Source organism: Rhodococcus sp. 05-2254-6, assembly GCF_002258565.1.
GTDB lineage: Bacteria > Actinomycetota > Actinomycetes > Mycobacteriales > Mycobacteriaceae > Rhodococcoides.
In genome coordinates this window covers 52,195-74,848 of sequence record NZ_NOZF01000019.1, presented here as the reverse complement: position 1 = coordinate 74,848, position 22,654 = coordinate 52,195, and the positions used below count along the sequence as shown (strand labels likewise).

The window sequence follows — 22,654 nt, the reverse complement described above, 5'->3', positions numbered from 1 at the left end:
GCTCGGCGAATCGTTGTCCGGCCTGTTCGAGCCGGTGGCGGAGTCTGCGCTCGACTACTCGATGATGCTCTCGCACAACGACATCGAGGCGCTGATCGGCATGGGTCCGTCGTCGCGACACGGTGACCCCGACGCTCGGTCCGCTGCCCTGGGGGAGCTACCGGACGTCACCGAGGTCACCGCGTCGGTGACGGTGTCGACCTATCGCAGGGTGAATCGCTGAGTCGTCCCGATCAGCGCCTCGATGTCGTTGTGCGAGAGCATCATCGAGTAGTCGAGCGCAGACTCCGCCACCGGCTCGAACAGGCCGGACAACGATTCGCCGAGCCGGCGGGTCTTGTCCTCGGCGACGCCGATGAGGCCCAGTGGCCCCCGCAGCTCACGCTGATGTCGCATCGTGGGCGTGACGACGACCAACACTCCGTCGTCGACGAGGACTCGGTTCAGTTCACCGGCGTTGCGCGGGGCGAACACGCACGTCACCGCGGACACCGCACCCGACCGCACCGGAAGTCCACTCCAGATGTCCGCGACCACGGACCCCAGCCTGGGATGGGATCGTGCCGCGCGCCTGGCCGCGAACTTCGACACGTCGACGCCTATCCCCCGGGCCTCGGGGCAGGCCTCGAGAACAGCCGCGAGATAGTGACCGGTTCCGACTCCGACGTCGAGCACCACCTCGCTGTCCACCGGCACACCCGCCGAGACCGCTGCGGCGATCGGGTCGAAATGCCCCTTCTCCAGGAACACGTCGCGTGCCGCGATCATCTCGGCCGAGTCGCCGGCGAACTTGCCGCCGTCACCGGTGAGCAGACTGACGTAACCCTGCCGGGCCACGTCGAACGAATGCCCTCGATCGCACCACAGCGTCCGATCGGTGTCGCCTACACCGAGACCGGAGTCGACCTCGCGCACTCGGCACTGCGGACACAACAGCACGTCCACGACATCGGTCAGCATCGAGCACCTCTTTCACACCGGCACGCACACCCCTGGAAACAACACAAAGCCCCGCTTGCCGGTACGGCCAGCGGGGCTGAGCGATGATCGATCGACAGGGCGATCAGCCGGTGACACCCTTCAGTTCGTCACCGAGTGCCGCGGCCTCGTCAGGGGTCAATTCGACGACCAGGCGGCCGCCCCCCTCGAGCGGGACACGCATGACGATTCCTCGTCCCTCTTTGGTTGCTTCGAGGGGACCGTCCCCGGTCCGGGGCTTCATCGCCGCCATCCTCTGCTCCCTCCAGATCTGCGCCCACCAACTCGGCGCCTCGGCCTAAAAGATAAATTCGTCGCGGGGCGACGGGTGTTGACTCCTATTCTTCCCTATCGACCTCGATACCGGGAAACGGAGTCGGTATTCGTGACCTGCACCCAGCACTCCGACAGGTGATCGTCGACCATTCCGGTGGCCTGCATCAGGGCGTAGGCGGTTGTCGGACCGACGAACCGCAGACCACGCCGCTTGAGCTCCTTGGCCATGGCTGTGGACTCGGGAGTCGAGGCGGGCACTTCGGAGAACTCGGTCAGGCGCGCCGGCCTGGGTTCCGGCGCGAAGGACCACAGCAGGGTGTCGAGGTCGGTGTCGTGGAGATCGACGACGGCGCGCGCGTTGTTCACCGCTGCCTCGATCTTGAGCCGATTGCGCACGATGGACGCGTCGTTCATCAACCGATCCACATCGGCCTCGTCGAAGCGGGCCACCTGCTCCGGATCGAAACCGGCGAATGCGGTGCGGAAACTCTCGCGCTTGCGCAGGATCGTGATCCACGCCAGACCCGATTGGAACGCTTCGAGACACAGTCGCTCGTAGAGCTCGTTGCGCCCGTGAAGCGGCTGCCCCCACTCGACGTCGTGGTAATCCCGATACACAGAGTCGTCGGTGGCACCCCGCGGGCAGCGGAGCTTGCCGTCCGGTCCGGCGACAGCACTCATTGCCCGTCCGGCTCGGATGCGGCCGACTGCGGGGTACCCGAGGACTGCGCGGCCGACAATCGCGAACGAAGCATGTCGATCTCGCCGCCGAGTCTCTCCAGTGCCCAGTCGACCTCACTGGGCTTGTAACCCCGCAGGCTCTGCTGGAACTTCAGCGCGCGCACGTCGGCACCGGTGACGCCCTCCGCGGGCAGAACGGTCGCGGTGGTTCCCTCGGGCAACGGGCCCAGTTCCTCACCGCGACCGAACACCGCCGACGCCACGAAGAACAATGCAGCAGCGACGACGGCAATGACGACGACGTAGATCAGCAGCGTCAACATGCCTCGATCTTGTCACGACCGCCCGACACGACTATTTCAGCGAGTTCATCGCCGGTCGATCCAACAACGACACCTCGGTCGAGAACGGCTCGAACGAGTCACCGTCGACGCGGAACTGCAGAAGACCGGCACCGGAATCGACCATCCCGCAGCGGTTGAGCATGGTCCCGACGATCTGTCGGCTCATCGCCCCGAGTTCGACCAGCGGGCGGTTGCGGTGCTTGCGCACTCCCAGATTCACCTGGCCGATCGCCCCCAGCCCGAGCCTGTCGTAGGTATCGAGCAACAGCCCGATCTCCACTCCGTAGCCGGGCGCGAACGGCACCGCGGACAGAAGCTCACGCGTACCGGCGTACTCGCCCCCGAGGGGCTGAATGACCCCGGTCAGCTCGGGCCGCAACGCAGCGAGCAGCGGCCGTGCCACCAGCTCGGTGACGCGTCCACCGCCGTTGGCGTCCTCGGTTCCGCTGGTCCGCAACGGACGGCGGTAGTAACCCTTGACGAGGTGGATGCCGTCGCCCATCAGCAGGGGGCCGAGCAACTTGGGTACGAACGCCGGATCGGGGTTGATCAGGTCGGAGTCGACGAACGCGATGAGGTCACCGGTCGACGCAGCCACCGATCGCCACAGCACCTCGCCCTTGCCTGGTACCGGGTCGATCCCTGGTACCGCTTCTTCTCTGCTGATGACCCGTGCACCGGCCGCCGTCGCGCGCACAGCCGTTTCGTCGGTGGAACCGGAGTCCAACACGATCAGCTCGTCGACGAGACCGCCGAGCAACGGGTGGATCGTGTCGATGACGGCGGCGACCGTCTGTTCCTCGTTGAGCGCCGGGAGTACCACCGACACCGTTCGGCCCGCTTTGGCGGCCTCGAGTTCGGCGACGGTCCATTGCGGGGTGTCCCAGCTGTTGGTCTCGGACCACGCCCTGGTGACGTCCGTTCGATCTGCGAGTGTCATGCCAGACCCCTGACCGTCCGCGCCGGGGTTCTCAGACCCTGGATCGCTGCCACCATGTCGACGACTCTTCTGGTCGACGCAACTTCGTGAACCCGGAACATTCGGGCTCCGCCTGCTGCGGCCAATGCTGTCGCTGCCAATGTTCCCTCCAACCGGTCGGCGAGCTCTACCCCTAGAGTCTCGCCTACGAAGTCCTTGTTGCTCAGCGCCATGAGCACAGGCCACCCGGTGTTTACAAGATCGTCCACGCGACGCAACAACTCGAGCCCGTGATAGGTGTTTTTCCCGAAGTCGTGCGTCGGATCGATGAGAATCGAATCCTTTTTCACCCCCTCCGCGACGGCGTTCTCCGCGGCGGCGGTGACTTCGGCGATCACGTCGGCCACCACATCGGTGTACCGAACACGATGCGGGCGCGTACGGGGCACCGCCCCGCCGGTGTGCGAGCAGACGATGCCGACACCTTCGGCGGCAGCGACGCGCACCAGCTCCGGGTCGGCCCCGGCCCACGTGTCGTTGATCAGATCCGCGCCGACGCCACAGGCCAGTCGAGCGACCTCGCTGCGCCAGGTGTCCACACTGATCAGCAGCTCTGGATACGCGTCCCGGATGGCCTCGACGAACGGAACGACACGGCGAATCTCCTCCTCGGCGTCGACGATGGCGCCGGGGCCGGCCTTCACACCGCCGATGTCGATCATGTCGGCACCCTCCGCGACGGCCCGGTGCACCGACGCCATCGCGGCGTCGTCGGAAAAGTTCGCACCCCCGTCGTAGAACGAATCGGGGGTGCGATTGACGATCGCCATGACCAATGCGCGATCGTCGGCGACCGGTTTGCCGCAGAGAGTGCTCATGAAATCAATAGTGGCACGTGAGCATCTTTCGAGTGCTCAGCCCTTGGGTGCCTTGCCTGCGGCGACCTCGGCCACGTAACCGTCGTACGCCTTCTCGTAGCCACCGGACTTGCCACGCAGCACGTACAGGTCGCTGTCGCTGTCCTCTTCGTAGCCGAGCTTTCGCAGGGCCACCTTCTGGCTCTTGAACGTCGACGTCTGCTCGAGGCTCTCGACGACCCTGACGAAGAGGGGCACCGCGTACGTCGGGAGCTTGTCGTAGAGGTGCTCGGCCATCGTCTTGCCGTCGAAGGTCTCGCCTTCGCGCAGCGTCACCGCAGCCATGCCTGCTTTGCCGTCGGTTCCCTCGATGTCGACGCCGTACACGACGGCACCGTCGATCGACGAGTGCCCACCCAGGGCTCCCTCGACCTGTGTGGTCGCGACGTTCTCGCCCTTCCAGCGGAAGGTGTCACCGAGGCGGTCGACGAACGCGACGTGCATGAAGCCCTGCTTGCGGACCAGGTCGCCGGTGTCGAACCAAGCGTCGCCGTCCTTGAATCCGTCGCGCACCAGCTTCTTCTCGGTGGCCTTGTCGTCGGAGTAGCCGTCGAACGGTGCTCGGTCGGTGACCTTGGACAGCAGCAGTCCGACCTCGCCGTTGCCGACCTTGCGGAGCTTGCCGTCCTGGCCGCGCTTGGCCTTGCCGGACTCCTCGTCGTACTGGACGACGGCGTACGGCAACGGGCAGACGCCTGCGGTCTTCTTCATGTTCAGGGCGTTGATGAATGCGATGTTGCACTCGCTGGCACCGTAGAACTCGGCAACGCGGGAGATGCCGAATCGCTGGGTGAACTCTTCCCAGATCTCCGGGCGCAGTCCGTTGCCGACGATCAGCTTGACCGAGTTGTCCCGATCGGAAGGCTTCTCCGGCTGTGTCAGCAGGTAGCGGCACAGCTCACCGATGTAGGTGAACGCGGTGGCCTTGTTGAGCCGGACGTCGTCCCAGAAGTTGCTCACCGAGAACTGCTTGCCGATGGCCATCGTCGCGCCGCCTGCGAGCACCGAGGACAGCGTCACCGTCAGCGCATTGTTGTGGTAGAGCGGCAGGCAGCAGTAGATGACGTCGTTGCTGCGCAGCCGCACACCCATGTTGCCCAGACCGGACATCGACTTGAGCCAGCGGAAGTGGCTCATCAGGCTGGCCTTCGGCATGCCGGTGGTGCCCGAGGTGAAGATGTAGAACGCCTTCTCCTTGGCCTGGATCTCGGCGGTGACCTTCGGATTGGCCGTCGACGCCGTCGCCGCGAGCTCGGCCAGCTTCTTCAGCGGCAGTACTGCTCCGACCTTCGGCTCCCCGTCGAGCGAATCGAGAGCTTCCTGTGCGCTCTCGTCCAGCACGAGGACCTTCGCGTCGAGAATGCCGAGGCTATGCTCGAGCACGTCACCGCGCTGGTTGTAGTTCAGCATTCCCGCCGTGGCACCGAGCTTGACGGTAGCGAGCGCGGCGAACAGTGCCTCCGGCCTGTTCTTGCTGAGAATGCCGACGACGTCGCCGCGCTTCACCCCGTGGTCCGCGAACACCGCCGCGTACTGGTTGACGAGTTCGTTCGCGTCCCGATAGGTGATCGATTCGCCCTCGAACCGCACGAACGGACGGTCGCTGTTCTTCGCGGCGGCGTCCTGGAAGACCTGACCGATCGACGCTTTGTGGTCGGGCTTGCGGGTGAATCCCGCCAGGCCCTTGAGCAGACTAGGCACCTCCGTCACCATTTTCGGCAACGCGACCGCGAGGTCGGTCACTCCAATTTTCTGACGGGCATCGACAGCCATGAACTCCCCTTTGAAGACGATGTGAGATTTCTTACCCTACTTGAGAGTAACAACTTTGAGCATCTCACTTCGTGGCCGCGCTTGGTGACCTGTCACAACGTTGCGCAGGCATCCAGTGCTGCATCGACGGTCGACGTTCTGACCAGGGCGTCCAGGGCGCGTTGCTGGACGAATCCGGTCTCTCGCAAACCTTCTATCCACTGCATCATGCCGTCGAAATGTCCGAATGGATCGAGCATCACCATCGGCTTGCTGTGCATGCCCAGGTAGCCCGCCGTCCATGTCTCGAACAGCTCCTCCAACGTCCCGATCCCACCGGGCAAGGTGATGAACGCGTCGGCGCGGTCCTCCATGATCTTCTTCCGCTCACGCATCGTGTCGGTGACGATCAGCTCGTCGGCGTCTACATCGGCGACCTCACGGTGCACGAGTGCTTTCGGAATCACGCCGACCGTATTGCCGCCCGCTGCTCGCGTTGCCGCGGCGACCGCGCCCATCATCGAGACGTTCCCGCCGCCCGAGACGAGCTGCCAGCCTCGCCGACCGATCTCGGTGCCGACCTCACCGGCCAGGTCGATGAACGAAGAGTCCACGGGACCCGACGCGCAGTAAACGCAGACGCTGAGCGCGCGTTCGGTCGATGCTCGCTCGCTCAATGCTGGGCCTCGCGGACGATCCGGACAGCCTCGTCGACGCTGTCGGTGCAGTGGATGAGGTCGAGGTCCTTCTCGGACACCTTGCCTTCTTTCACGAGAGTCGTCTTTATCCATTCGAGCAATCCAGACCAGAAGTCCTTGCCCAGCAACACGATCGGGAATTTCGTGACCTTGGCGGTCTGCACCAGGGTCAGCGCCTCGAAGAGTTCGTCGAGAGTACCGAAACCGCCGGGAAGGCACACGAACGCCTGGGAGTACTTCACGAACATGGTCTTGCGCACGAAGAAGTAGCGAAAATTGACGCCCAGATCGACCCACTCGTTGAGGCCCTGCTCGAACGGCAGCTCGATGCCGAGCCCGATCGAGTAGCCGTCGGCCTCGCTCGCACCGCGGTTGGCCCCTTCCATCGCCCCGGGACCGCCGCCGGTGATGACGGCGAAGCCCTCCTTCGCGAGAGCGGCTCCGAGTTGCCGGGCGCGCTCGTACTCGGGATGGTCGACGGGGGTGCGCGCCGAACCGAACACGGTCACGGCCTTCGGGACCTCGGCCAGCGCACCGAATCCCTCGACGAATTCGCTCTGGATGCGCAGCACTCGCCAGGTGTCGGAGTGAATCCAGTTTCCTGGCCCTCGCTCGTCGAGCAGCCGTTGATCCGAAGTGGAGGTCTCGGTGTTCCGGCCACGCCGAAGTACTACGGATCCCTTGTGCTTGGCCGGCTTCTCGCTGCCGTGCCCCTCGGAACTGTCGTGGTCCTCGAAACCGCCGTGTTCCTCGAAACCGCTTGGGCCCTGGTCGCTGTTCATGGCGTTCAGGCTATCCGGCAGAGAGGTAGCTCCGGAGCACCTGTGTGACATGGGTGATCTGCTCGACGGGTACGCGTTCGTCGCGCTTGTGGGCCAGATTGGGGTCGCCGGGTCCGTAGTTGACCGCCGGGATCCCGAGCGCCGAGAAGCGGGAGACGTCCGTCCAGCCGTATTTGGCCCGGAACTGTCCGCCCGCTGCCTCGATGAGAGCGGACGCTGCGGGTCGGTTCAAACCGGGAAGTGCTCCGGGCGACGAGTCGGTGACCTCGAAGCCGAGATCCAGTCCCTCGACGACCTCACGAACGTGTTCGACGGCGTCGTCGACGTTGCGATCCGGCGCGAAGCGAAAGTTGACGTCGAGTTCGGCTGCGTCGGGAACAACATTGCCCGCGACCCCACCGGAGATCCGGACTGCTTGCAGCCCTTCGCGATACACGCAGCCGTCGATATCGACTGTGCGCGCGCGATACGCGGCGAGTCGATTGAGGACCGCACCGAATTTGTGAATTGCATTGTCGCCCAACCAGGATCGGGCACTGTGAGCCCGTGTTCCCGACGCCGTCAGCCGAACCCGCAGCGTCCCTTGGCAACCCGCCTCGATGAATCCGCCGGACGGTTCGCCGAGGATCGCGACGTCGGCAGCGAGCCATTCGGGGAGTTCGCGTTCGATCCGGCCCAGTCCGTTCCGCGCGGCCGCGATCTCCTCGCAGTCGTAGAACACCAGGGTCAGATCGTGCGCAGGGTTGTCGATCGTGGCGGCGAGGTGCAGGAACACCGCGTCACCCGACTTCATGTCGACGGTTCCGCACCCGTGCAGAATGTCGCCCTCGGCGCTGTCGTGCTCGCGCCTCGACGGCACGTTGTCTGCGATGGGAACCGTGTCGAGATGACCCGCGAGCATCACCCTCGATGCGAGTCCGCGGTTCGTTCGGGCCAGCACGGCGTTGCCGCTGCGGATGATCTCGAAGCCCGTCGTCTGCTCGCGAAGCGCTTGCTCCACCTCGTCTGCGATGCGCGATTCGTCCTCACTGACACTGGGGATGTCCACCAGTGCCGCGGTGAGGTCTATCGGGTCGGCATGCAGTTCGAGCGTCACGGGAGAAAACTCTAGGCCGTGGATCCCGGAATCTCGCGGACCACGCCGTCGAAGCCGGCACCGAACAATCTTCCGCTCGAGAAGCCCTGGTCGGAACGTCCGTAGGCCACGACGCTCGTCAACCGCGTACCGGTGCCGATGACACATGTCGCCCCCGGCGCATCGATGCGGACGACGGAGCCGCCTGCGTTGAGCGGCACCACCGGGCGTCCCGCATCGTCGAGGGTGAGCCCGTCCGGAGCCGCGAAGCCGTCGAGTCCCGACAGGTCGAGAACACTTTCCGGTGCCGAGGGGTCGGCGATCGGGATCCTGCTGACGCCCGGGTTCACGAAAGTCCGCGAGACGTACAGGTACCGATCGGCGGCGTCGAGCACCGCGCCGTTGGCACTGGGGAAGCTCGCCCACGCCGGGTCGACCGAACCGTCGGGGCCGATCCGGGCGATCAGCGAGCCGAAGTCGTTGGTGGCGTACACCGTTCCGTCGGCGGCAACGGCAAGGCCGTTGGCCGCGCTCAGACCGGACGCGAACGGAGTGACGGTGAGAGTGTCGACGTCGAGTCGAACGATCCCCGCGGCCCTGACGATGTCTCCGACGAAGACGCGAGGGTCCGCTCCGTAGCCGACCAGCAGGGTGCCGTCGGGCATCCAGGCCAGAGCGCCACCGCCTCCGCTGGGGACCATCGCGATGGGATAGGCGGCCTGTCCTGGCGCGTCGATGCGGTACACCCGGCCGGAGACGATGTCGGTGACGTAGGCGCGGCCCGACGCGTCGACTGCCAGTCCTTCCAGAGCTGACCCCGGGATTCGTGCGACCACTGCCGACGGCCCGCCTGCTCCGGCGCAATCGGGATCTGCGGCTGCGGTGCCGGAGCCGAGGACGACACCGCTCGACACCACCACAGCGGCAGCAATAGCCGTGACGACCGAACGCACGCGCGCGGACATGCTCGAATTCATGGCACTCCCCCAGCCTCGGCGACCCCCTGTCAGCCGATGACGATGTCTACCACGCGCCTGTGACAACCAAACCCAGCGCGACTCCGAGCACGATCGTCGTCGCCAGGGTGGTCACCAACCCGGTGAAGGACACACTGCCCGCCATCACCGAGGTCGCGCCACGGCTACGGGAGGCGGTACGAGTGATCACCGGACACACTCTGTCAGCTCCCCGCCGCCGATTCGTCGGCCTGCATCCCGATGCGATCACGCTCGGCAGTCGAACCGATAACGAACCGACGCAGCACCCGAATCGAGGTGTTCCCGCAATCCGCACGCCCGAGACCGTGTGCAGAACAGTCGCCGACCGGAGCCGGTTGCCGAGCCCACCGCATTCGGCCCACCGCGTATTCTTCGTCCCGTGAGCGCACATGGAGCATCAGCAGTAGGAATAGCCAACATCACGACGTCGGGCGTTGTTCTCGACACCTGGTTTCCGAGCCCGGAGCTCGGGTCGGGCTTCGAGACCGGCACCACCCGGCTCGAGGGTTCGGACGTCCCCGAGGAGCTGGCCGCTCTCGTCGGACCGGACGAGGCGCGCGGCGTCGAGGTCGTCGCAGTGCGCACCAGCATCGCCTCGCTCGACGACGCCCCGATCGACGCCCACGATGCGTATCTGCGACTGCATCTCCTGTCGCGCCGGTTGATTCAGCCGCACGGGCAGAACCTCGACGGAGTGTTCGGTCTGCTGGCCAACGTGGTGTGGACCAACTTCGGGCCCGCTGCGGTGGACGGTTTCGAGACGGTGCGCGCAAAGCTGCGCGCCCGCGGTCCGGTGACCGTGTACGGAGTCGACAAGTTCCCGCGCCTGGTCGATTACGTCGTTCCCACCGGAGTTCGTATCGCCGACGCCGACCGCGTTCGTCTCGGCGCGCACCTGGCCAGCGGGACGACGGTCATGCACGAGGGCTTCGTCAACTTCAATGCCGGCACGCTCGGCAACTCGATGGTCGAGGGACGTATCTCCGCGGGTGTCGTGGTGGGCGACGGTTCCGACGTGGGTGGCGGTGCGTCGATCATGGGCACGCTCTCCGGTGGCGGCAAGAACGTCATCTCCGTCGGTAAGAGCTGCCTGTTGGGCGCCAACTCCGGGCTCGGCATTTCGCTCGGTGACGACTGCGTCGTCGAGGCCGGGCTCTACATCACCGCCGGCACGAAGGTGAGCGGTCCGGATGGGACAGTGGTGAAGGCTGCCACGTTGTCCGGCAAGTCGAACCTGCTGTTCCGTCGCAACTCACTGTCGGGTGCTGTCGAGGTGGTGCCGTGGAAGGGCACCGGCGTCGAACTGAACGCGGCATTGCACGCCAACGACTAGCTTGCTCCACCCCAATCGGCCTGTCGAACAATCTCGTCCAGCCCCGCACCGTGTTCTCGGTGCGGGGCTGGAGTCTGTCCTGGGGCTCACGCGATGTGGGGGCCTGCGCGGGCGTGTGATGGTCTGGGTTCTCGATACGGGTCGACGGTTGCCGGTGGTACGAGCCCCCGCAAGCGGGAGGTGCCCCCACACGGGTGGTGGTCGGTGCCGATGAACACTTCCCAATCGGAGTGGTGCATGAGGCGGTGGTGGAACCCGCACAACAGAACCAGATTGTTCATGTCGGTGGGGCCGCCGTCGGGTGTTGATGTCGACTGGATCTGCGGTGTCGGTGTCGGATTCTGTTGCTGCGCGTGAGGTTTCGTCGTCGGTGATGTCGTCGGCGATGTCGCGGAGGTCGGTGAGGTCCTGCAACCGGATGTGCAGGTTCAGGTGCGGGCGTTCACCGCCTTCGATGGGGCGATCCCTGGAGGCGAGGTACTGGTCGAGGATGTGTCCGAAGGCGTCGGCTCTGCGCCTGGCGGGGCTGCGATCGTCTTGGCTGCCGTCGGCGGCGGGTGGGGTTCGGTCAACGGGGAGAGCGCAGTGAGCAGTTTCTCGCCAGTGACAGCATCGAAGTCTCCTTTGAGTACCAGCCGCCCGTTGAGGGTTGTGGAGGCGAAGAGTTCGTTGCGGTCGGTGTTCTCGGCGGGTGGTTTCTTGGTGCCGAAGCTGTCTTCGAGTCTGGTGATCGCTGCTCGGATCCGGCCGGTGCGCGCGTCGGGTCCCTGTCGCAGATTTGATCAAGGCGGCGCGCGCGGCATCGCGGCCCTCTTCCGGCAGGTTCTCCGGGGGTGTTTCGGCGAAGGTGAGGATCAGCGCGGCGTGATCGACGGACATCACACCGGTGTTCACGGCGTCGGCGATGTCGGGAAACGCAGCCATGCCGCGGGCGAGGGCGACGATCCTGGTGGCTTTGGACGGCGAGAGCAGGGTGGTGGAGGTCAGCCAGCCGGCGGGTCCGGGGAAGCCGAGCTTCTCCCGGCTCACGCGGGTGTCGATCTCGGCGACGAGGGCGATCCGGCGGGCCTCGAGCAACTGGATTCGGTGGGAGACCGCGGCGGCGTCGGCGAGGAGTTCGCTCTCGCTCAGTTGCCAGATCTCCGTGGTCATGGGAGCAAGTGTATCGAACGCGCGTTCGACCGGCAACCATGGTGCAATCGAAAACCATTGCCCTGCATAAGGATTCGAGAATCAAAATTGTCGGTGGCGTGTGATAGGAGCCGACTCATTCTTCACGATTCGCGGTCGACCACCACAGTTCCTTGGTGGTAGAGAATCTTCCATGCATCGTTACTTCGCTGCCACACCGTGACCCTGCGGGTGAGCCGGTCGTCGAGCAGCAGGGTGTACGTCAGCAGGAAGTTCTCGGGTGCAACTTCCCGTAGCTCGAACCCGCCGGCCTCCCAGTCGGCGTCGAACCGGCCTTCCGTCGCTATCGATATCGGCGGCTCGGACCAGCGTCAGCCGATGGTCCCCAGCGACGCCAGAGTCTTCACCACTGCGCGTGCAGCCTCGGCACCCTTCTTCTCCAGGTGCGCGGTGAAGAAGGCTGTGTGGTCGTCGTGTTCGTGGAAGTGGTGTGGTGTCAGCACTACCGAGAACACCGGCACGTCGGTGTCCAGCTGCACTCGCATCAGGCCGTCGATGACCGCTGTTTCGACGAAATCGTGTCGGTAGATTCCGCCGTCGACCACCAGCGCAGCGGCGACGATTGCGGCGTACTTGCCCGTCTTGGCCAACCGCTGTGCATGGAGTGGGATCTCGAAGGCCCCGGGCACCTCGAACACGTCGAGCGGCGTCTCGGCCTGTCCGAGCTTCTCCAGTTCGGCGGCGAATCCCACCCGCGCGCGATCGACGATGTCCAGGTGCCAGCTGGCGTGGACGAAAGCAATGGATCCGGCGAGTGGAGTGGTCATGAGTGCGATGCTAGCGGTATCGCTCGTCGAGCAAGTCGAGTGTCGGGCCATCGAATTCACCGGCGAAATACTTCTGCAACACTTCGCCGAATACGGACGGCCCCTTGGTAGCTTCGGCGAAAAGCGTCATGGACGAATGCAGCTTCAGGTTGTCGGGATAACCGAAAATCTCGTCGACGGTCCGCCCCTCGACAGCCACCACAAGCCGGGCCGCCTTCTTCAAGCGAGGACCCAATACTTCGTGGGACAGGTACAGCTCCGCCTCGATCAGATCGGCGATGCCGAAGTGTTGGGCAGTCGCACTGCGCCCCAATCCGGCCAATTGCGGGAACACGAACCACATCCAGTGTGTCTGCTTTCGCCCTGCTTTCAGTTCCTTCGTCACCGCGGTCCAGACGGGGTCCTGAGCATCTACGAAGCGTTGCAGGTCGTATTCGGTCATGCCGTTCAACTTAGGTGAACCCGCGCAGCAGAGTGTCGACTGTGGCGTCGAGCAGATCCTCGGTCGGGACGCCGTCGAGCAGGTCGCCGGTGGCCAGCATCGCGAGTCCGTGCACGCTCGCGAAAGCGACGCGCGCGAGTATCTCGGGTGGAGCCTCGGTGATCACACCGGCCGCCATCGCCTCCTTCAGCAAAGCCTCGGTGGCGGTCATACTCTCGTGTGCAACGCTTTTCAGCTTCTCACTGGCGTCGGGGTGGTGCTTGGTGCTGTACATGACGTCCAGCAACTCCGGGTGTTCGACGGCGAATCCGAGGTAGGCACGGGCGACGCCACGGAACCTGGCCATCAGCTCACCGGGTCCCGTTGCCGCTGCGACCATCCGGCGATTCAATTCCTCGAATCCGTGCAGCGCCAATGCATCCAGCAGCGCCTGCTTGTCGCGGAAGTGGCGCGCCGGGGCACCATGACTGACGCCGACATCTCTGGCCAGCTGCCGAAGCGACAACGCGTCGACCCCGCCGTGCGCGATGCTCCGTTCGGCCTCGTCGAGCAACACCGCGCGCAGGTCGCCATGGTGGTAGCGCTGCGTTGCCATGCCCTCACCCTAGGTGATGTTGGCGTTGACAACAATGCTGACACTGCCTACATTGGCAGCCATGACTTCCACAGCGCTCATCACCGGAGCAAGTTCGGGGCTCGGCGAGGAATTCGCCACCCGCTTCGCCGCACGCGGCGAGAACGTCGTCCTCGTGGCGCGACGCACCGATCGACTGAACGCCCTGGCACGGCGCATCGAAGCCGATCACGGGGTGACGGCCACCGTCGTAGCCATGGATCTTGGCGTCCCCGGCATCGGCGAAACCCTTCGAACCACATTGGCGGACAGGGGAATCACACCCACCACACTGATCAACAACGCAGGCTTCGGCACGCACGGGAAGTTCGCCGACGAGGATCCGAAGCGCGCGGCCGCAGAGATCGCCCTCAACATCAGTGCGCTGGTCGACCTCACTCACGCATTCCTGCCGAACCTGACCGGCGCACTGATCAACGTCGCGAGTACCGCCGCGTACCAACCCACACCCAACATGGCCGTCTACGGCGCAACGAAGGCATTCGTCCTGAACTTCACCGAAGCGCTGGCCTTCGAGCACCGCGCCTCGCTGCTGAAGATTCTCGCGCTCTCCCCCGGCCCTACCCGCACCGAGTTCTTCGACGTCGTCGGATCCGAGGACGCCGCGGTGGGCAACTTCCAGACCTCCGAGCAAGTGGTCGCGACGGCTCTGCGCGCGTTGGACTCTCGCCGCACCCCCGCCAGCATCGTGTCCGGCCTGTCCAACAAGATCAGCGCCGGCAGTGTCCGTTTTGCTCCACGTGCACTGGCCACCGTGATCAGTGGTCGGCTGCTGAAAGCATGAGGCCGGCAAGGATACGCTCGAACACCACTCGCTCGGAAGCCGGAATCGCGTCGAGCAGATACCGTCTGACCGCCTCCGCGTGAACGGGCCGCGCGCGCACGACGGCGTCGCGCCCCACCTCGGTGAGAACTACCTCCACTCCCCCGTCGACCGGACGACGAGTGATCAGTCCGCGGTCGGCCATTCGGGTCAGATGATGCGACAGCCGACTGCGATGCCACTCGAGCAACGCCGCCAATGCGCTCTGTCGCAGCACCCCATGCCCTATTTCGTGCACTCGGGTCAGAACCGCGAAGTCCTGATCCGACAAGCCAGTTCTGTCCGCGATCTCCGCGGTGACGCGAGTCCATACGGCGTCCTGCGCCCGCTTCCACGCGTGCCACAGGGCCATCTCGGATTCGTTCAACAGCGTCATTGCGCCACCCTATCCACCGACCTGTTGACATGACAACACAACCGGGTGCATGGTGTTGATATGACAACACACACTGCTTTGGTCACGGGTGCCAACCGAGGCATCGGCCTTGCCATCGTCCGCGGCCTCGCCGCCCAGGGGTTTGTCGTCTATCTGGGCTCGCGAGATCTCGCCGGGGGCGTCACCGCGGCCACCGGGATCGACGGAGACGTACGCCCGATTCGGCTCGATGTCACCTCGGCCGACGACATCGACGAGGCCGTCCGACACATCGACACCGAAGTGGGCCACCTCGACGCTCTGATCAACAACGCAGGCATCAACGTCGGCTATCACCGCCCTATCGAGGAGAATTCGTCGGATCTGCGAAAGGTGTACGACGTCAACGTCTTCGCCGTCGTCGATGTGACCAACGCATTCCTGCCGCTACTGAGAGAGTCCCCGGCCGGTCGGATCGTCAACGTCACCAGCAAGCGCGGTTCCATCGGCGAGGACGGCGCATGGGTGGGCACGCCATCGATGGCGTATTCGAGCTCGAAGACCGCTCTGAACGCCCTCACCGTCCACTACGCCCGAGACCTTGCCGATACCCCGATCAAGGTCAACGGAGCAGCTCCTGGGCACGTCGCCACCGACTTCAATGGATTCCGCGGAACGCGATCGCCGGACGAGGGTGCGGCCGTGGCGATTCGACTCGCCACCCTCGACGCCGACGGATCCACCGGACTGGTTTTCGAGGACAACACCGTCCTCACGTGGTGAGGCGTACGCCGCCTACCCCCGTGTCCGACGCGAATCGATTACTCCCGTATCGAATCCGGCCAGGTGCAATCCCCCGTGGAATCGGGCGTGTTCGATCTTGAGGCACCGATCCATGACGACGTTCAATCCCGCTGCCTCGCCGTCGTTGGCCACCTGCTCGTGCCACAGCCCCAGCTGAAGCCAGATCGTCTTTGCCTGCGCTGCAATGGTTTCCGAAAGCACTGCAGGAAGGTCGTCGTACTTGCGGAACACGTCGACCAGATCCGGCGGCTTCGGTAGGTCGGCGAGTGTGGGGTAGACCGTCGTTCCTTCGATGTCGGTGACCGTCGGGTTCACCAGAAAGATCTCGTAGTTGCTCGTCGACGAGAGGTATCGGTTGACGAAGTAGCTTGCCCGCGAGGGGTTCTTCGACGCACCGACGATCGCGACGGTCTTCGTCTCTCGCAGGATGCGTTGCCGCTGCGGCGCGGACGGGCCCTGCCAGGTGCGTTCGCTCATGACCGAGCCTTTCCTGTTGCCAGTGTCAGGGCCTGATCCAGGTCCCACAGAATGTCCTCGGCGTCTTCGAGGCCGACGCTGATACGAATCAGCTCGGGACCGACACCTGCTCCGCGCAGTTGCTCGTCGGTCAGTTGTCGGTGCGTGGTGCTGCCCGGGTGGATAACCAGCGTGCGCACGTCACCGATGTTGGCGACGTGGCTGGCGACCTGGACGCTCTCGACGAACGCCTGCCCGGCCTCGCGGCCACCGTCGATTCCGAAGGCGAACACCGCACCGGGACCGGTGGGGAGGTACTTCGCTGCTCGGTCGTGGTGTGGGTGACTGTGCAGCCCGGCCCATCTCACGTACTCGATCCGGGGATCTGCCTCGAGCCACTCGGCGACCACCCGAGCATTGGCGACGTGCGCGTCCATGCGTTGCGGCAGCGTCTCCACTCCCTGGATCAACGTGAATGCCGATTGCGGTGCGAGTGCGCCGCCGATGTCGCGCAACTGCTCGCTGCGCAGCTTGGTCAGAAAGCCGTATTCGCCGAAGTTCCCCCACCACGACAGACTGCCGTACGAATCCACCGGGGCCGTCATCTGCGGGAATTTGCCCGAGCCCCAATCGAATCGCCCGGATTCGACCACCACTCCCCCGAGCGTCGATCCGTGACCACCGAGGAATTTGGTGGCCGAGTGGATCACGATGTCGGCGCCGAATTCGATGGGCCGGCTCAGCCACGGCGTCGCCATTGTCGCGTCGATCACCAACGGAATTCCGTGATCGTGGGCCACGGCGGCGAGACCCTCGAGGTCGGCGATCTCCCCCGACGGATTGCCGATGATCTCCGCGTAGATCAGCTTGGTCGAATCCGTCACCGCTGCTGCGTAATCCGCAGGATCGGTACCGGGAACGAACGTGGTCTCGACGCCGAAGCGACGTAGCGTGACGTCGAGCTGGGTCACCGTGCCGCCGTAGAGCCCGGCCGCGGCGACGATGTGGTCGCCGGTGCCGGCAAGCGCAGCGAACACTGCGAACTCGGCCGCCAACCCACTGGCGAACGCCACCGCCCCGATGCCGCCTTCGAGGCTCGCGATGCGCTCCTCGAAGGCGGCGACCGTGGGGTTGCCGATGCGGCTGTAGACGTTGCCGTACTTCTGCAGAGCGAACAGATCGCCTGCGTCCGCGGAATTCTCGAACACGTAGCTGGCCGTCTGATAGATGGGCACAGCACGCGAACCGGTGGAAGGATCCGGTCTCGCTCCGGCGTGAATTGCTCTGGTACGCAGGCCGAATGTCCGTTCGCTCATGACATCAGGCCGTTTCGAGAACGGTGTGAATCGGGGTGGGATTGCGCGTCAGATCCAGCACGGGGCAGTGGTCGTCGACTGCCTTCTGCAGCTCCTCGTACCGCTCCCGGCTCTCGGGACCGGTGACGGTCAGGACGACGCGCACCTCACCGAATCCGGGACGGACATTGTCGTCGAAACCGAAGAATCCGCGAACGTCGAGGTCACCCTCGGCCTTGGCTTTGATGTCGTCGACGACGATACCGAGCTTCTCGGCCCAGACGCGGTAGGTGACCACCTGGCAGGACAGCAGCGAAGCCAGGTAGTACTCGACCGGGTTGGCGGCCTTGTTCTCACCGCCGAGGGCGGGCGGCTCGTCGACCTCGACGCTGAACTTGCCCAAGGTGACGGTGCTCGCGACGGCATCGTGCGCGGTGGCGGAGGCACGGAACACCGCGTGGGCGTTCTTGGCGTCGGCCTGCACGGCATCGTCGGTGGCAGCGATGACGCCGCCGATGTGGGATACAGATGTGGTCATGGAGAATTCCTGTTCGATTCGAGGGTTGCCGGAACTACCCGAGGAGCGCGAAATGCTCGTCGGGGATGGGTTCGATCGACAGTTACGAACAGGAAGAAGTGCAGACGAGACCGAAGTCGATGGTGCGACGACGCACGAGCCTTCTGGCTGCGTCGGTCACGTGTGTCTCGGTCACGATGCCGACAATAGCTTACGAGAACTGATCCGCGCCGACATCGGTCTCGTCGTCGGTGATCGCCGCGACGATACGTGCTGCCACCGCATCCGGCGTCAGACCCTGCGGTAGTTTCGGTGCCTGCCCGGCGATCGGCCGCGTCGCAAGCCCCGTCTCGGTGTGCGGCGGACGCACGTCGACGATCCTGATCTTCGACTTCCGCGCTTCTGTACGAACACTTTTCAGCAGCGCGCTCACCGCTGCCTTGCTCGCCGAATAGGCACCCATGTTCGGCATCGGCTTGTCGGCCACGACGGCACTGATGTTGAGCACGAACCCGCCCTGATCCACAGTGGTCAGTGCTTCTCGAAGCACGCGTAGCGGTGCCAGATAGTTCAGCAGCAGCAATTCGTCGACGGTGTCGTCGTCCACCTCGGTCACCGGTCCGAACGCCACAACGCCCGCGGCGATGACGATTCCGTCCAATCCGCCGTGGTGTTCGACGGCCTCCGCGACCACCGATCGGGCCGAATCGGGCAGCGTCAGATCGGCGTTCACCGTGTGATGGTCCGACTCGATGCTCCGGCCGCTCAGAGTCAACCGAGCCCCGGCCTTCGCGAGCTGCTCGACGATCGGTCCGCCGAGACCGCCGCTGGCACCGAATACGAGAATGCGTGCGCCGTCGAGAGAGGTCATGATTTCGAGGCTAACCGCCTACTCGAACGCTCGCTGACGACCGGCCGAACGACGCTGCCCGGGGCGTGTACTCACAGCAGTTCGGCCGCACGGCGAACCACGTCGATGCAGAGGTCGAGATTGAGCGGGCTCAACGTCGAGAAGCCCTGAGCCACTTCACCTTGTTCGAGCACCACCACCCGGCCCGCTGCGACGCTCGGCAACGACGTGAACAGTCCGGTCTCGACGATTCCGGCCGAGCCGAAGTCGAACACGACGAGCACATCGGCATCGGCGAGGACGTCGGCGTTCTCGGCGGAAAATTCGGGACGCGGGGCGTCGGCTGTCGCTCCGTCGGACAGTGCGGCGACCGTCGTGAACCCGGCTCGCCGGAACAGATCGACGGCGGGGATCGACTCGTGACCGAGCCCGTAGAACATGGACGTGTCGTAGGCGGCGATCAAGCCGACGGTGGCACCGCCGACGTCGAGCCCTTCGAGCGCGGCGGACATCCTGGCGTCGGTGTCCGCGATGAGCTCGTCGGCGCGATCTCGCCGGTCGAGTGCGTCACCGATCATCTCGAGGTTGGCCCGCCAATCGAACGACGCGATCTGCACCACCGGGGCAAGCGATTCGAGCTGAGAACGGGAATCGGCCACCCCGTCGTCGCCGATGATGAGATCGGGTTCGGCGGCTGCGATGCGCTCGGTGTCGATCGACTCACCGAGGGAGATCCGCTCACTCGTCCCACCGAGTTCGGCGAGGGCGTTCTCGTGCCACTCCCATGATCTGTTCGGTGCGCCGATCATCTCGGCGAAGCCCTCGCGCACCCCGAACTGCACGGGGACGACCCCGAGCGCAAGTACTGTATCGAGATCCCACAGGTTGGCCACACAGGCAACCCGCTGCGGTCGACGGTCGATCACGACGGACTCACCCGCATCGTCGACGATCGTGCGGGGATAGCCGTCCCCTACCGTCCCATCGCCCGTGGCCTGCTCCTCACCGCTACCGCAGCCGGCGATCAACGCAGCGAGGGCAACGCTGCCGATGAGGAACTCACGACGCGTCGCCGCCTCGATGATGGTTGCCTCCGATCGGTGTGCTCCGAGAGCGAAAGCGGCGGCCGATTCAGGCGCAGGTGCGGTCATGACCGGAAACAATAGGCATGCCTAACCTATGCCGTCAAGGGGTCATCAGCCGAGCAACTTCTTCTGGACCTTGCCCATCGCGTTGCGTGGGAGAGAGTCGACCACTCGAATCTCGCGGGGCCGCTTGTGAATCGAGAGCTCGGTGGCCACCAGATCGATCAGCACTCGATCCTCCACATCGGTGCCGACGACGTACGCCACGATGCGCTGGCCGAGGTCGTCGTCGGGCACACCGACCACGGCCACCTCGTCGACGCTCGGATGCCCCAGCAACACCGTCTCGATCTCCCCTGCGCCGACGCGATAGCCGCCGGACTTGATCAGATCGGTCGAGGCTCGTCCCACGATTCGGTGGAAGCCGTCGGGCTCGACGAGAGCGACGTCTCCGGTGTCGAACCACCCGTCCTCGGTGAAGGTCTTCGCCGTCGCGTCCGGGTTGTTCAGGTAGCCGTCGAACAGCATGGGGCAGCGGATCTGCAACGCTCCGATGGATTCGCCGTCGTGCGGCAGGATTTCACCCTTCTCACCGCGCAGCCGGGTCTCGACGCCTGCGACCGGCAGTCCCACCGAGCCTGCTCGACGCTCCCCGTCGGCGCGGGTGCTGATGGTGATGAGGGTTTCACTCATGCCGTATCGCTCGATCGGGGCCTGGCCGGTGAGTTCACGTAGCTTCTCGAACACCGGGACCGGGAGCGGCGCACTACCGGAAACCAGCAGTCGGGCACCGGCAAGGGCGCGGGCCGACGCCTCGTCCGCGGCGACACGCGACCATACGGTCGGCACCCCGAAGTACAGGGATCCGCGCGCTGCCGCGTAGAGCTCCGGCGTCGGCTTCCCGGTGTGGATCAGCGGGCTGCCCACTCGCAGGGGGCCGAGGACGCCGAGGATGAGACCGTGCACGTGGAACAACGGAAGTCCCTGCACCACAGTGTCTCTCGATGTCCAGGCCCAGGCCTGCGCCAACGCGTCGAGCCCGGCCGCGATGGCACTGCGAGAAATCAACACGCCTTTCGGCGGGCCGGTGGTACCGGAGGTGTAGAGCACGAACGCGACCGAGGACGGTTGCGGTTCGGGGTAGCTGTGCCACGACCGTGCATGCTGACGCACCGGCAGGACCTCGAGTCCGGAGGTGTCCGGCGGCGCTTCACCGAGCCACGCCTGCGCGCCCGAGTCGTGGAGGATGTGCTCACGTTCGGCCACCCCGGCGTCGGGCGGAACCGGCACCACGGTGACACCGGCGATGAGTGCACCCACAACAGCGAGCACCGTCTTCACCGACGGAGTCGCGTAGACCGCCAGTCGGTCGGCACGCGAGATACGTTCGGCCACGGACGTCGCCGCGCCCAGGATGTCGGCACGAGAGAGCGAGACTCCGTCGATCGTGATGGCGTCGGGAATGTCGTCTCCCCGCGCAACGGCGAGTGGGTTCAGTGAACGAAGCAGCACATGGCTACCGTACATACATGGACGTGGACGGAATCGACACCGGCGACTACGCCGAGTACATGACGGTCGCCGCCGGTGACCTGCAGGCGGGTGTCTATCTGATCGGAACCGACGCCGAGCAGGACACCGATTCCCAGGACGACCTCGACCTGGACCTCGAGGACTCCGATTCCGACGATGACGACATCGACATCGCACACGTCACCGACGGCGCGCCCAGGCTGGTCTACTCGGTGCAGTCCGACGACTTCTGGACCCGTGTGGAGTTGGCCGATCTTCGAGCGACTCAGCTCTACGAGGAAGCGCACGCACGCAATCCCGAGGTCAACACGGAGCCCAAACGCTTCACCACCGTCGAGGCGTTCGGCAGCAACGAACTGGTCTACATCCTGCGCATCCGACGCGGCGGCTGGGACGTGGGCGAGCCGGACCTCGAGCCGTGATCGGCGCGCTCCGTTAGGCGGCGGACCCGACAGTTCCGATGCCGAGCGCGACCAGGAATCCGGCGCTGATGCGGTCCAGCCAGTCGGTCACCGCGGGCCTGCTCAGCAGAGCCACCGCACGTGAGGCGAGAACGGAGAACACTCCCATCACCAGAGCGGCCACCACCACCTCGACCAGCCCGAGCGTCATGGCACCGGTGAAGGTGACCACGGTGAGGAACTGCGGCACCACTGCGAGGTAGAACAGCCCGACCTTGGGATTGAGCGCGCACGAGAGAACTCCGGCGCCGAACGCCGACCACGCAGACGCAGCGACAGGCACCAGCGGCTCACCGGCCACCTTGTTCTTCCGTCGGGCGCGGAAAGCCTTCACGCCCAGGTACAGCAGATACAGTCCGCCGAGAATCTTGACGACGCGATACGCGGTCGCGGATTGCTCGACGATCGCCGCCAGCCCGACGGCTACCAGCACCGCCCAGAACAGTCCACCGATCGCGACGCCCATCGCCGCCGCGATCCCGGGCTTGAGACCGCCGATGCTGTAACGCAGCACCAGAAACGAATCGGGCCCGGGCAGAATCGCCAGCAGAAAGCACACACCGGCGAAGCTGAGCAGCAGGCTGAGGGTCATGGGTACATGAGAACACCCGGTTCGAGTTGGGTCCAACTGACGTGAGTGTCCACTATTCGGTTCGGCGAACGGGATTCCGCTTCTCGATGAGAATTG

General features: G+C 65.1%; 28 protein-coding genes and 1 pseudogene. 5 read left to right on the top strand and 24 right to left on the bottom strand.

Annotated features, from left to right (window positions below; all coding sequences use genetic code 11):
- Positions 1 to 223: pseudogene (locus CH256_RS02895) on the top strand (methyltransferase type 11); the annotation flags it as partial.
- Here the strand turns inward: CH256_RS02895 and CH256_RS02890 are convergent.
- The 12 genes from CH256_RS02890 to CH256_RS27915 all read right to left on the bottom strand — a co-directional run bounded on the left by CH256_RS02890 (position 202) and on the right by CH256_RS27915 (position 9,589).
- Positions 202 to 960 carry a methyltransferase domain-containing protein gene (locus tag CH256_RS02890; protein ID WP_094668822.1) on the bottom strand — a complete coding sequence of 253 codons (759 nt, stop codon included), beginning with the start codon at positions 958 to 960 and terminating at the stop codon, positions 202 to 204. The pseudogene CH256_RS02895 and the gene CH256_RS02890 sit on opposite strands and share 22 nt — an antisense overlap.
- 103 nt (positions 961 to 1,063) lie before the next feature.
- The gene (locus CH256_RS02885; protein WP_008714277.1) at positions 1,064 to 1,231 is read right to left on the bottom strand and encodes a DUF3117 domain-containing protein; all 168 of its coding nucleotides are present in this window, start codon (positions 1,229 to 1,231) and stop codon (positions 1,064 to 1,066) included.
- 95 nt (positions 1,232 to 1,326) lie between these two features.
- Positions 1,327 to 1,935, bottom strand: coding sequence for a DNA-3-methyladenine glycosylase I (locus CH256_RS02880; RefSeq protein ID WP_094668821.1), 609 nt, complete (start codon positions 1,933 to 1,935; stop codon positions 1,327 to 1,329).
- Complete coding sequence (locus CH256_RS02875; protein ID WP_068053083.1) at positions 1,932 to 2,258, bottom strand: DivIVA domain-containing protein; 327 nt, start codon at positions 2,256 to 2,258, stop codon at positions 1,932 to 1,934. The genes CH256_RS02880 and CH256_RS02875 overlap by 4 nt, the downstream gene beginning before the upstream one ends.
- 31 nt (positions 2,259 to 2,289) lie before the next feature.
- On the bottom strand, positions 2,290 to 3,219 hold the full coding sequence (locus CH256_RS02870; RefSeq protein ID WP_094668820.1) for a glucosyl-3-phosphoglycerate synthase: 930 nt from the start codon (positions 3,217 to 3,219) through the stop codon (positions 2,290 to 2,292).
- On the bottom strand, positions 3,216 to 4,076 hold the full coding sequence (gene folP / locus CH256_RS02865) for a dihydropteroate synthase (RefSeq protein ID WP_094641281.1): 861 nt from the start codon (positions 4,074 to 4,076) through the stop codon (positions 3,216 to 3,218). The genes CH256_RS02870 and folP overlap by 4 nt, the downstream gene beginning before the upstream one ends.
- Before the next feature lie 36 nt (positions 4,077 to 4,112).
- Positions 4,113 to 5,888, bottom strand: coding sequence for a long-chain-acyl-CoA synthetase (locus CH256_RS02860; RefSeq protein ID WP_094668819.1), 1,776 nt, complete (start codon positions 5,886 to 5,888; stop codon positions 4,113 to 4,115).
- Between the two features lie 92 nt (positions 5,889 to 5,980).
- Positions 5,981 to 6,544 carry a TIGR00730 family Rossman fold protein gene (locus CH256_RS02855; protein ID WP_094641277.1) on the bottom strand — a complete coding sequence of 188 codons (564 nt, stop codon included), beginning with the start codon at positions 6,542 to 6,544 and terminating at the stop codon, positions 5,981 to 5,983.
- Complete coding sequence (locus CH256_RS02850; protein ID WP_094668818.1) at positions 6,541 to 7,347, bottom strand: TIGR00730 family Rossman fold protein; 807 nt, start codon at positions 7,345 to 7,347, stop codon at positions 6,541 to 6,543. The genes CH256_RS02855 and CH256_RS02850 overlap by 4 nt, the downstream gene beginning before the upstream one ends.
- 10 nt (positions 7,348 to 7,357) lie before the next feature.
- Positions 7,358 to 8,443: a succinyl-diaminopimelate desuccinylase gene (dapE, locus tag CH256_RS02845; protein WP_094641273.1), complete on the bottom strand. Its 1,086-nt coding sequence runs from the start codon at positions 8,441 to 8,443 to the stop codon at positions 7,358 to 7,360.
- Between the two features lie 11 nt (positions 8,444 to 8,454).
- Positions 8,455 to 9,399 (bottom strand): SMP-30/gluconolactonase/LRE family protein, encoded by a 945-nt coding sequence (locus CH256_RS02840; protein WP_094668817.1) that lies wholly within the window; start codon positions 9,397 to 9,399, stop codon positions 8,455 to 8,457.
- A gap of 46 nt (positions 9,400 to 9,445) precedes the next feature.
- Positions 9,446 to 9,589, bottom strand: coding sequence for a hypothetical protein (locus CH256_RS27915; protein ID WP_156516329.1), 144 nt, complete (start codon positions 9,587 to 9,589; stop codon positions 9,446 to 9,448).
- A gap of 210 nt (positions 9,590 to 9,799) precedes the next feature.
- On the opposite strand from CH256_RS27915, the gene dapD reads away from it, so the two are divergent.
- A complete protein-coding gene (dapD, locus tag CH256_RS02830) occupies positions 9,800 to 10,753 on the top strand; it encodes a 2,3,4,5-tetrahydropyridine-2,6-dicarboxylate N-succinyltransferase (RefSeq protein ID WP_094641267.1) in 954 nt (317 codons plus the stop codon).
- On the opposite strand, the gene CH256_RS02825 is transcribed toward dapD, so the two are convergent.
- The 4 genes from CH256_RS02825 to CH256_RS02810 form a co-directional block, all read right to left on the bottom strand.
- The gene (locus CH256_RS02825) at positions 10,673 to 11,905 is read right to left on the bottom strand and encodes a DUF222 domain-containing protein (RefSeq protein ID WP_094668815.1); all 1,233 of its coding nucleotides are present in this window, start codon (positions 11,903 to 11,905) and stop codon (positions 10,673 to 10,675) included. The two genes, dapD and CH256_RS02825, sit on opposite strands and share 81 nt — an antisense overlap.
- 350 nt (positions 11,906 to 12,255) lie before the next feature.
- Positions 12,256 to 12,711, bottom strand: a complete 456-nt coding sequence (locus tag CH256_RS02820) for a 6,7-dimethyl-8-ribityllumazine synthase (protein WP_094668814.1) — start codon at positions 12,709 to 12,711, stop codon at positions 12,256 to 12,258.
- 10 nt (positions 12,712 to 12,721) lie between these two features.
- Complete coding sequence (locus CH256_RS02815; RefSeq protein WP_068053063.1) at positions 12,722 to 13,153, bottom strand: DUF1810 domain-containing protein; 432 nt, start codon at positions 13,151 to 13,153, stop codon at positions 12,722 to 12,724.
- A 10-nt stretch (positions 13,154 to 13,163) separates the two neighbouring features.
- Positions 13,164 to 13,748, bottom strand: a complete 585-nt coding sequence (locus CH256_RS02810; RefSeq protein ID WP_094641261.1) for a TetR/AcrR family transcriptional regulator — start codon at positions 13,746 to 13,748, stop codon at positions 13,164 to 13,166.
- Between the two features lie 61 nt (positions 13,749 to 13,809).
- Here CH256_RS02810 and CH256_RS02805 point away from each other — a divergent pair, with 61 nt between their 5' ends.
- Positions 13,810 to 14,571: an SDR family NAD(P)-dependent oxidoreductase gene (locus CH256_RS02805; RefSeq protein WP_256980872.1), complete on the top strand. Its 762-nt coding sequence runs from the start codon at positions 13,810 to 13,812 to the stop codon at positions 14,569 to 14,571.
- On the opposite strand, the gene CH256_RS02800 is transcribed toward CH256_RS02805, so the two are convergent.
- Positions 14,546 to 14,986 (bottom strand): MarR family winged helix-turn-helix transcriptional regulator, encoded by a 441-nt coding sequence (locus CH256_RS02800; protein WP_094668812.1) that lies wholly within the window; start codon positions 14,984 to 14,986, stop codon positions 14,546 to 14,548. The two genes, CH256_RS02805 and CH256_RS02800, sit on opposite strands and share 26 nt — an antisense overlap.
- A 60-nt stretch (positions 14,987 to 15,046) precedes the next feature.
- Here CH256_RS02800 and CH256_RS02795 point away from each other — a divergent pair, with 60 nt between their 5' ends.
- Complete coding sequence (locus CH256_RS02795; protein WP_094668811.1) at positions 15,047 to 15,748, top strand: SDR family NAD(P)-dependent oxidoreductase; 702 nt, start codon at positions 15,047 to 15,049, stop codon at positions 15,746 to 15,748.
- Between the two features lie 12 nt (positions 15,749 to 15,760).
- Here CH256_RS02795 and CH256_RS02790 read toward each other — a convergent pair whose 3' ends face one another.
- From CH256_RS02790 to CH256_RS02765, 6 genes are all read right to left on the bottom strand, one after another.
- Positions 15,761 to 16,246, bottom strand: coding sequence for a CoA-binding protein (locus CH256_RS02790; RefSeq protein ID WP_068053038.1), 486 nt, complete (start codon positions 16,244 to 16,246; stop codon positions 15,761 to 15,763).
- Positions 16,243 to 17,541 carry an O-acetylhomoserine aminocarboxypropyltransferase/cysteine synthase family protein gene (locus CH256_RS02785; protein WP_094668810.1) on the bottom strand — a complete coding sequence of 433 codons (1,299 nt, stop codon included), beginning with the start codon at positions 17,539 to 17,541 and terminating at the stop codon, positions 16,243 to 16,245. Before CH256_RS02785 ends, CH256_RS02790 begins: the two co-directional genes overlap by 4 nt.
- A 4-nt stretch (positions 17,542 to 17,545) precedes the next feature.
- Positions 17,546 to 18,058 (bottom strand): OsmC family protein, encoded by a 513-nt coding sequence (locus CH256_RS02780; RefSeq protein ID WP_094668809.1) that lies wholly within the window; start codon positions 18,056 to 18,058, stop codon positions 17,546 to 17,548.
- Positions 18,059 to 18,248: 190 nt separating this feature from the next.
- Positions 18,249 to 18,908: an SDR family NAD(P)-dependent oxidoreductase gene (locus tag CH256_RS02775; protein WP_094668808.1), complete on the bottom strand. Its 660-nt coding sequence runs from the start codon at positions 18,906 to 18,908 to the stop codon at positions 18,249 to 18,251.
- Between the two features lie 71 nt (positions 18,909 to 18,979).
- Positions 18,980 to 20,038 (bottom strand): ABC transporter substrate-binding protein, encoded by a 1,059-nt coding sequence (locus CH256_RS02770; RefSeq protein ID WP_068053026.1) that lies wholly within the window; start codon positions 20,036 to 20,038, stop codon positions 18,980 to 18,982.
- Between the two features lie 45 nt (positions 20,039 to 20,083).
- Positions 20,084 to 21,499, bottom strand: a complete 1,416-nt coding sequence (locus CH256_RS02765) for an acyl-CoA synthetase (RefSeq protein ID WP_068053023.1) — start codon at positions 21,497 to 21,499, stop codon at positions 20,084 to 20,086.
- 2 nt (positions 21,500 to 21,501) lie between these two features.
- On the opposite strand from CH256_RS02765, the gene CH256_RS02760 reads away from it, so the two are divergent.
- The gene (locus tag CH256_RS02760) at positions 21,502 to 21,927 is read left to right on the top strand and encodes a hypothetical protein (protein WP_068053020.1); all 426 of its coding nucleotides are present in this window, start codon (positions 21,502 to 21,504) and stop codon (positions 21,925 to 21,927) included.
- Between the two features lie 13 nt (positions 21,928 to 21,940).
- On the opposite strand, the gene CH256_RS02755 is transcribed toward CH256_RS02760, so the two are convergent.
- Positions 21,941 to 22,558 (bottom strand): LysE family translocator, encoded by a 618-nt coding sequence (locus CH256_RS02755; RefSeq protein ID WP_094641247.1) that lies wholly within the window; start codon positions 22,556 to 22,558, stop codon positions 21,941 to 21,943.
- Positions 22,559 to 22,654 lie beyond the last annotated feature (96 nt).

What these genes read in the sequence shown, in the direction of transcription:
- folP (WP_094641281.1), bottom strand. Translation starts at nt 4,076, where the DNA reads ATGAGCACTCTCTGCGGCAAACCGGTCGCCGACGATCGCGCATTGGTC.
- CH256_RS02875 (WP_068053083.1), bottom strand. Translation starts at nt 2,258, where the DNA reads ATGTTGACGCTGCTGATCTACGTCGTCGTCATTGCCGTCGTCGCTGCT.
- CH256_RS02790 (WP_068053038.1), bottom strand. Translation starts at nt 16,246, where the DNA reads ATGAGCGAACGCACCTGGCAGGGCCCGTCCGCGCCGCAGCGGCAACGC.
- CH256_RS02885 (WP_008714277.1), bottom strand. Translation starts at nt 1,231, where the DNA reads ATGGCGGCGATGAAGCCCCGGACCGGGGACGGTCCCCTCGAAGCAACC.
- CH256_RS02795 (WP_094668811.1), top strand. Translation starts at nt 15,047, where the DNA reads ATGACAACACACACTGCTTTGGTCACGGGTGCCAACCGAGGCATCGGC.
- CH256_RS02825 (WP_094668815.1), bottom strand. Translation starts at nt 11,905, where the DNA reads ATGACCACGGAGATCTGGCAACTGAGCGAGAGCGAACTCCTCGCCGAC.
- CH256_RS02840 (WP_094668817.1), bottom strand. Translation starts at nt 9,399, where the DNA reads ATGAATTCGAGCATGTCCGCGCGCGTGCGTTCGGTCGTCACGGCTATT.
- CH256_RS02800 (WP_094668812.1), bottom strand. Translation starts at nt 14,986, where the DNA reads ATGACGCTGTTGAACGAATCCGAGATGGCCCTGTGGCACGCGTGGAAG.
- CH256_RS02785 (WP_094668810.1), bottom strand. Translation starts at nt 17,541, where the DNA reads ATGAGCGAACGGACATTCGGCCTGCGTACCAGAGCAATTCACGCCGGA.
- CH256_RS02760 (WP_068053020.1), top strand. Translation starts at nt 21,502, where the DNA reads ATGGACGTGGACGGAATCGACACCGGCGACTACGCCGAGTACATGACG.
- CH256_RS02775 (WP_094668808.1), bottom strand. Translation starts at nt 18,908, where the DNA reads ATGACCTCTCTCGACGGCGCACGCATTCTCGTATTCGGTGCCAGCGGC.
- CH256_RS02770 (WP_068053026.1), bottom strand. Translation starts at nt 20,038, where the DNA reads ATGACCGCACCTGCGCCTGAATCGGCCGCCGCTTTCGCTCTCGGAGCA.
- CH256_RS02755 (WP_094641247.1), bottom strand. Translation starts at nt 22,558, where the DNA reads ATGACCCTCAGCCTGCTGCTCAGCTTCGCCGGTGTGTGCTTTCTGCTG.
- CH256_RS02815 (WP_068053063.1), bottom strand. Translation starts at nt 13,153, where the DNA reads ATGACCGAATACGACCTGCAACGCTTCGTAGATGCTCAGGACCCCGTC.
- CH256_RS02870 (WP_094668820.1), bottom strand. Translation starts at nt 3,219, where the DNA reads ATGACACTCGCAGATCGAACGGACGTCACCAGGGCGTGGTCCGAGACC.
- CH256_RS02780 (WP_094668809.1), bottom strand. Translation starts at nt 18,058, where the DNA reads ATGACCACATCTGTATCCCACATCGGCGGCGTCATCGCTGCCACCGAC.
- CH256_RS02890 (WP_094668822.1), bottom strand. Translation starts at nt 960, where the DNA reads ATGCTGACCGATGTCGTGGACGTGCTGTTGTGTCCGCAGTGCCGAGTG.
- CH256_RS02820 (WP_094668814.1), bottom strand. Translation starts at nt 12,711, where the DNA reads ATGACCACTCCACTCGCCGGATCCATTGCTTTCGTCCACGCCAGCTGG.
- CH256_RS02805 (WP_256980872.1), top strand. Translation starts at nt 13,810, where the DNA reads ATGACTTCCACAGCGCTCATCACCGGAGCAAGTTCGGGGCTCGGCGAG.
- CH256_RS02765 (WP_068053023.1), bottom strand. Translation starts at nt 21,499, where the DNA reads ATGTACGGTAGCCATGTGCTGCTTCGTTCACTGAACCCACTCGCCGTT.
- CH256_RS02850 (WP_094668818.1), bottom strand. Translation starts at nt 7,347, where the DNA reads ATGAACAGCGACCAGGGCCCAAGCGGTTTCGAGGAACACGGCGGTTTC.
- CH256_RS02880 (WP_094668821.1), bottom strand. Translation starts at nt 1,935, where the DNA reads ATGAGTGCTGTCGCCGGACCGGACGGCAAGCTCCGCTGCCCGCGGGGT.
- CH256_RS02810 (WP_094641261.1), bottom strand. Translation starts at nt 13,748, where the DNA reads ATGGCAACGCAGCGCTACCACCATGGCGACCTGCGCGCGGTGTTGCTC.
- CH256_RS02860 (WP_094668819.1), bottom strand. Translation starts at nt 5,888, where the DNA reads ATGGCTGTCGATGCCCGTCAGAAAATTGGAGTGACCGACCTCGCGGTC.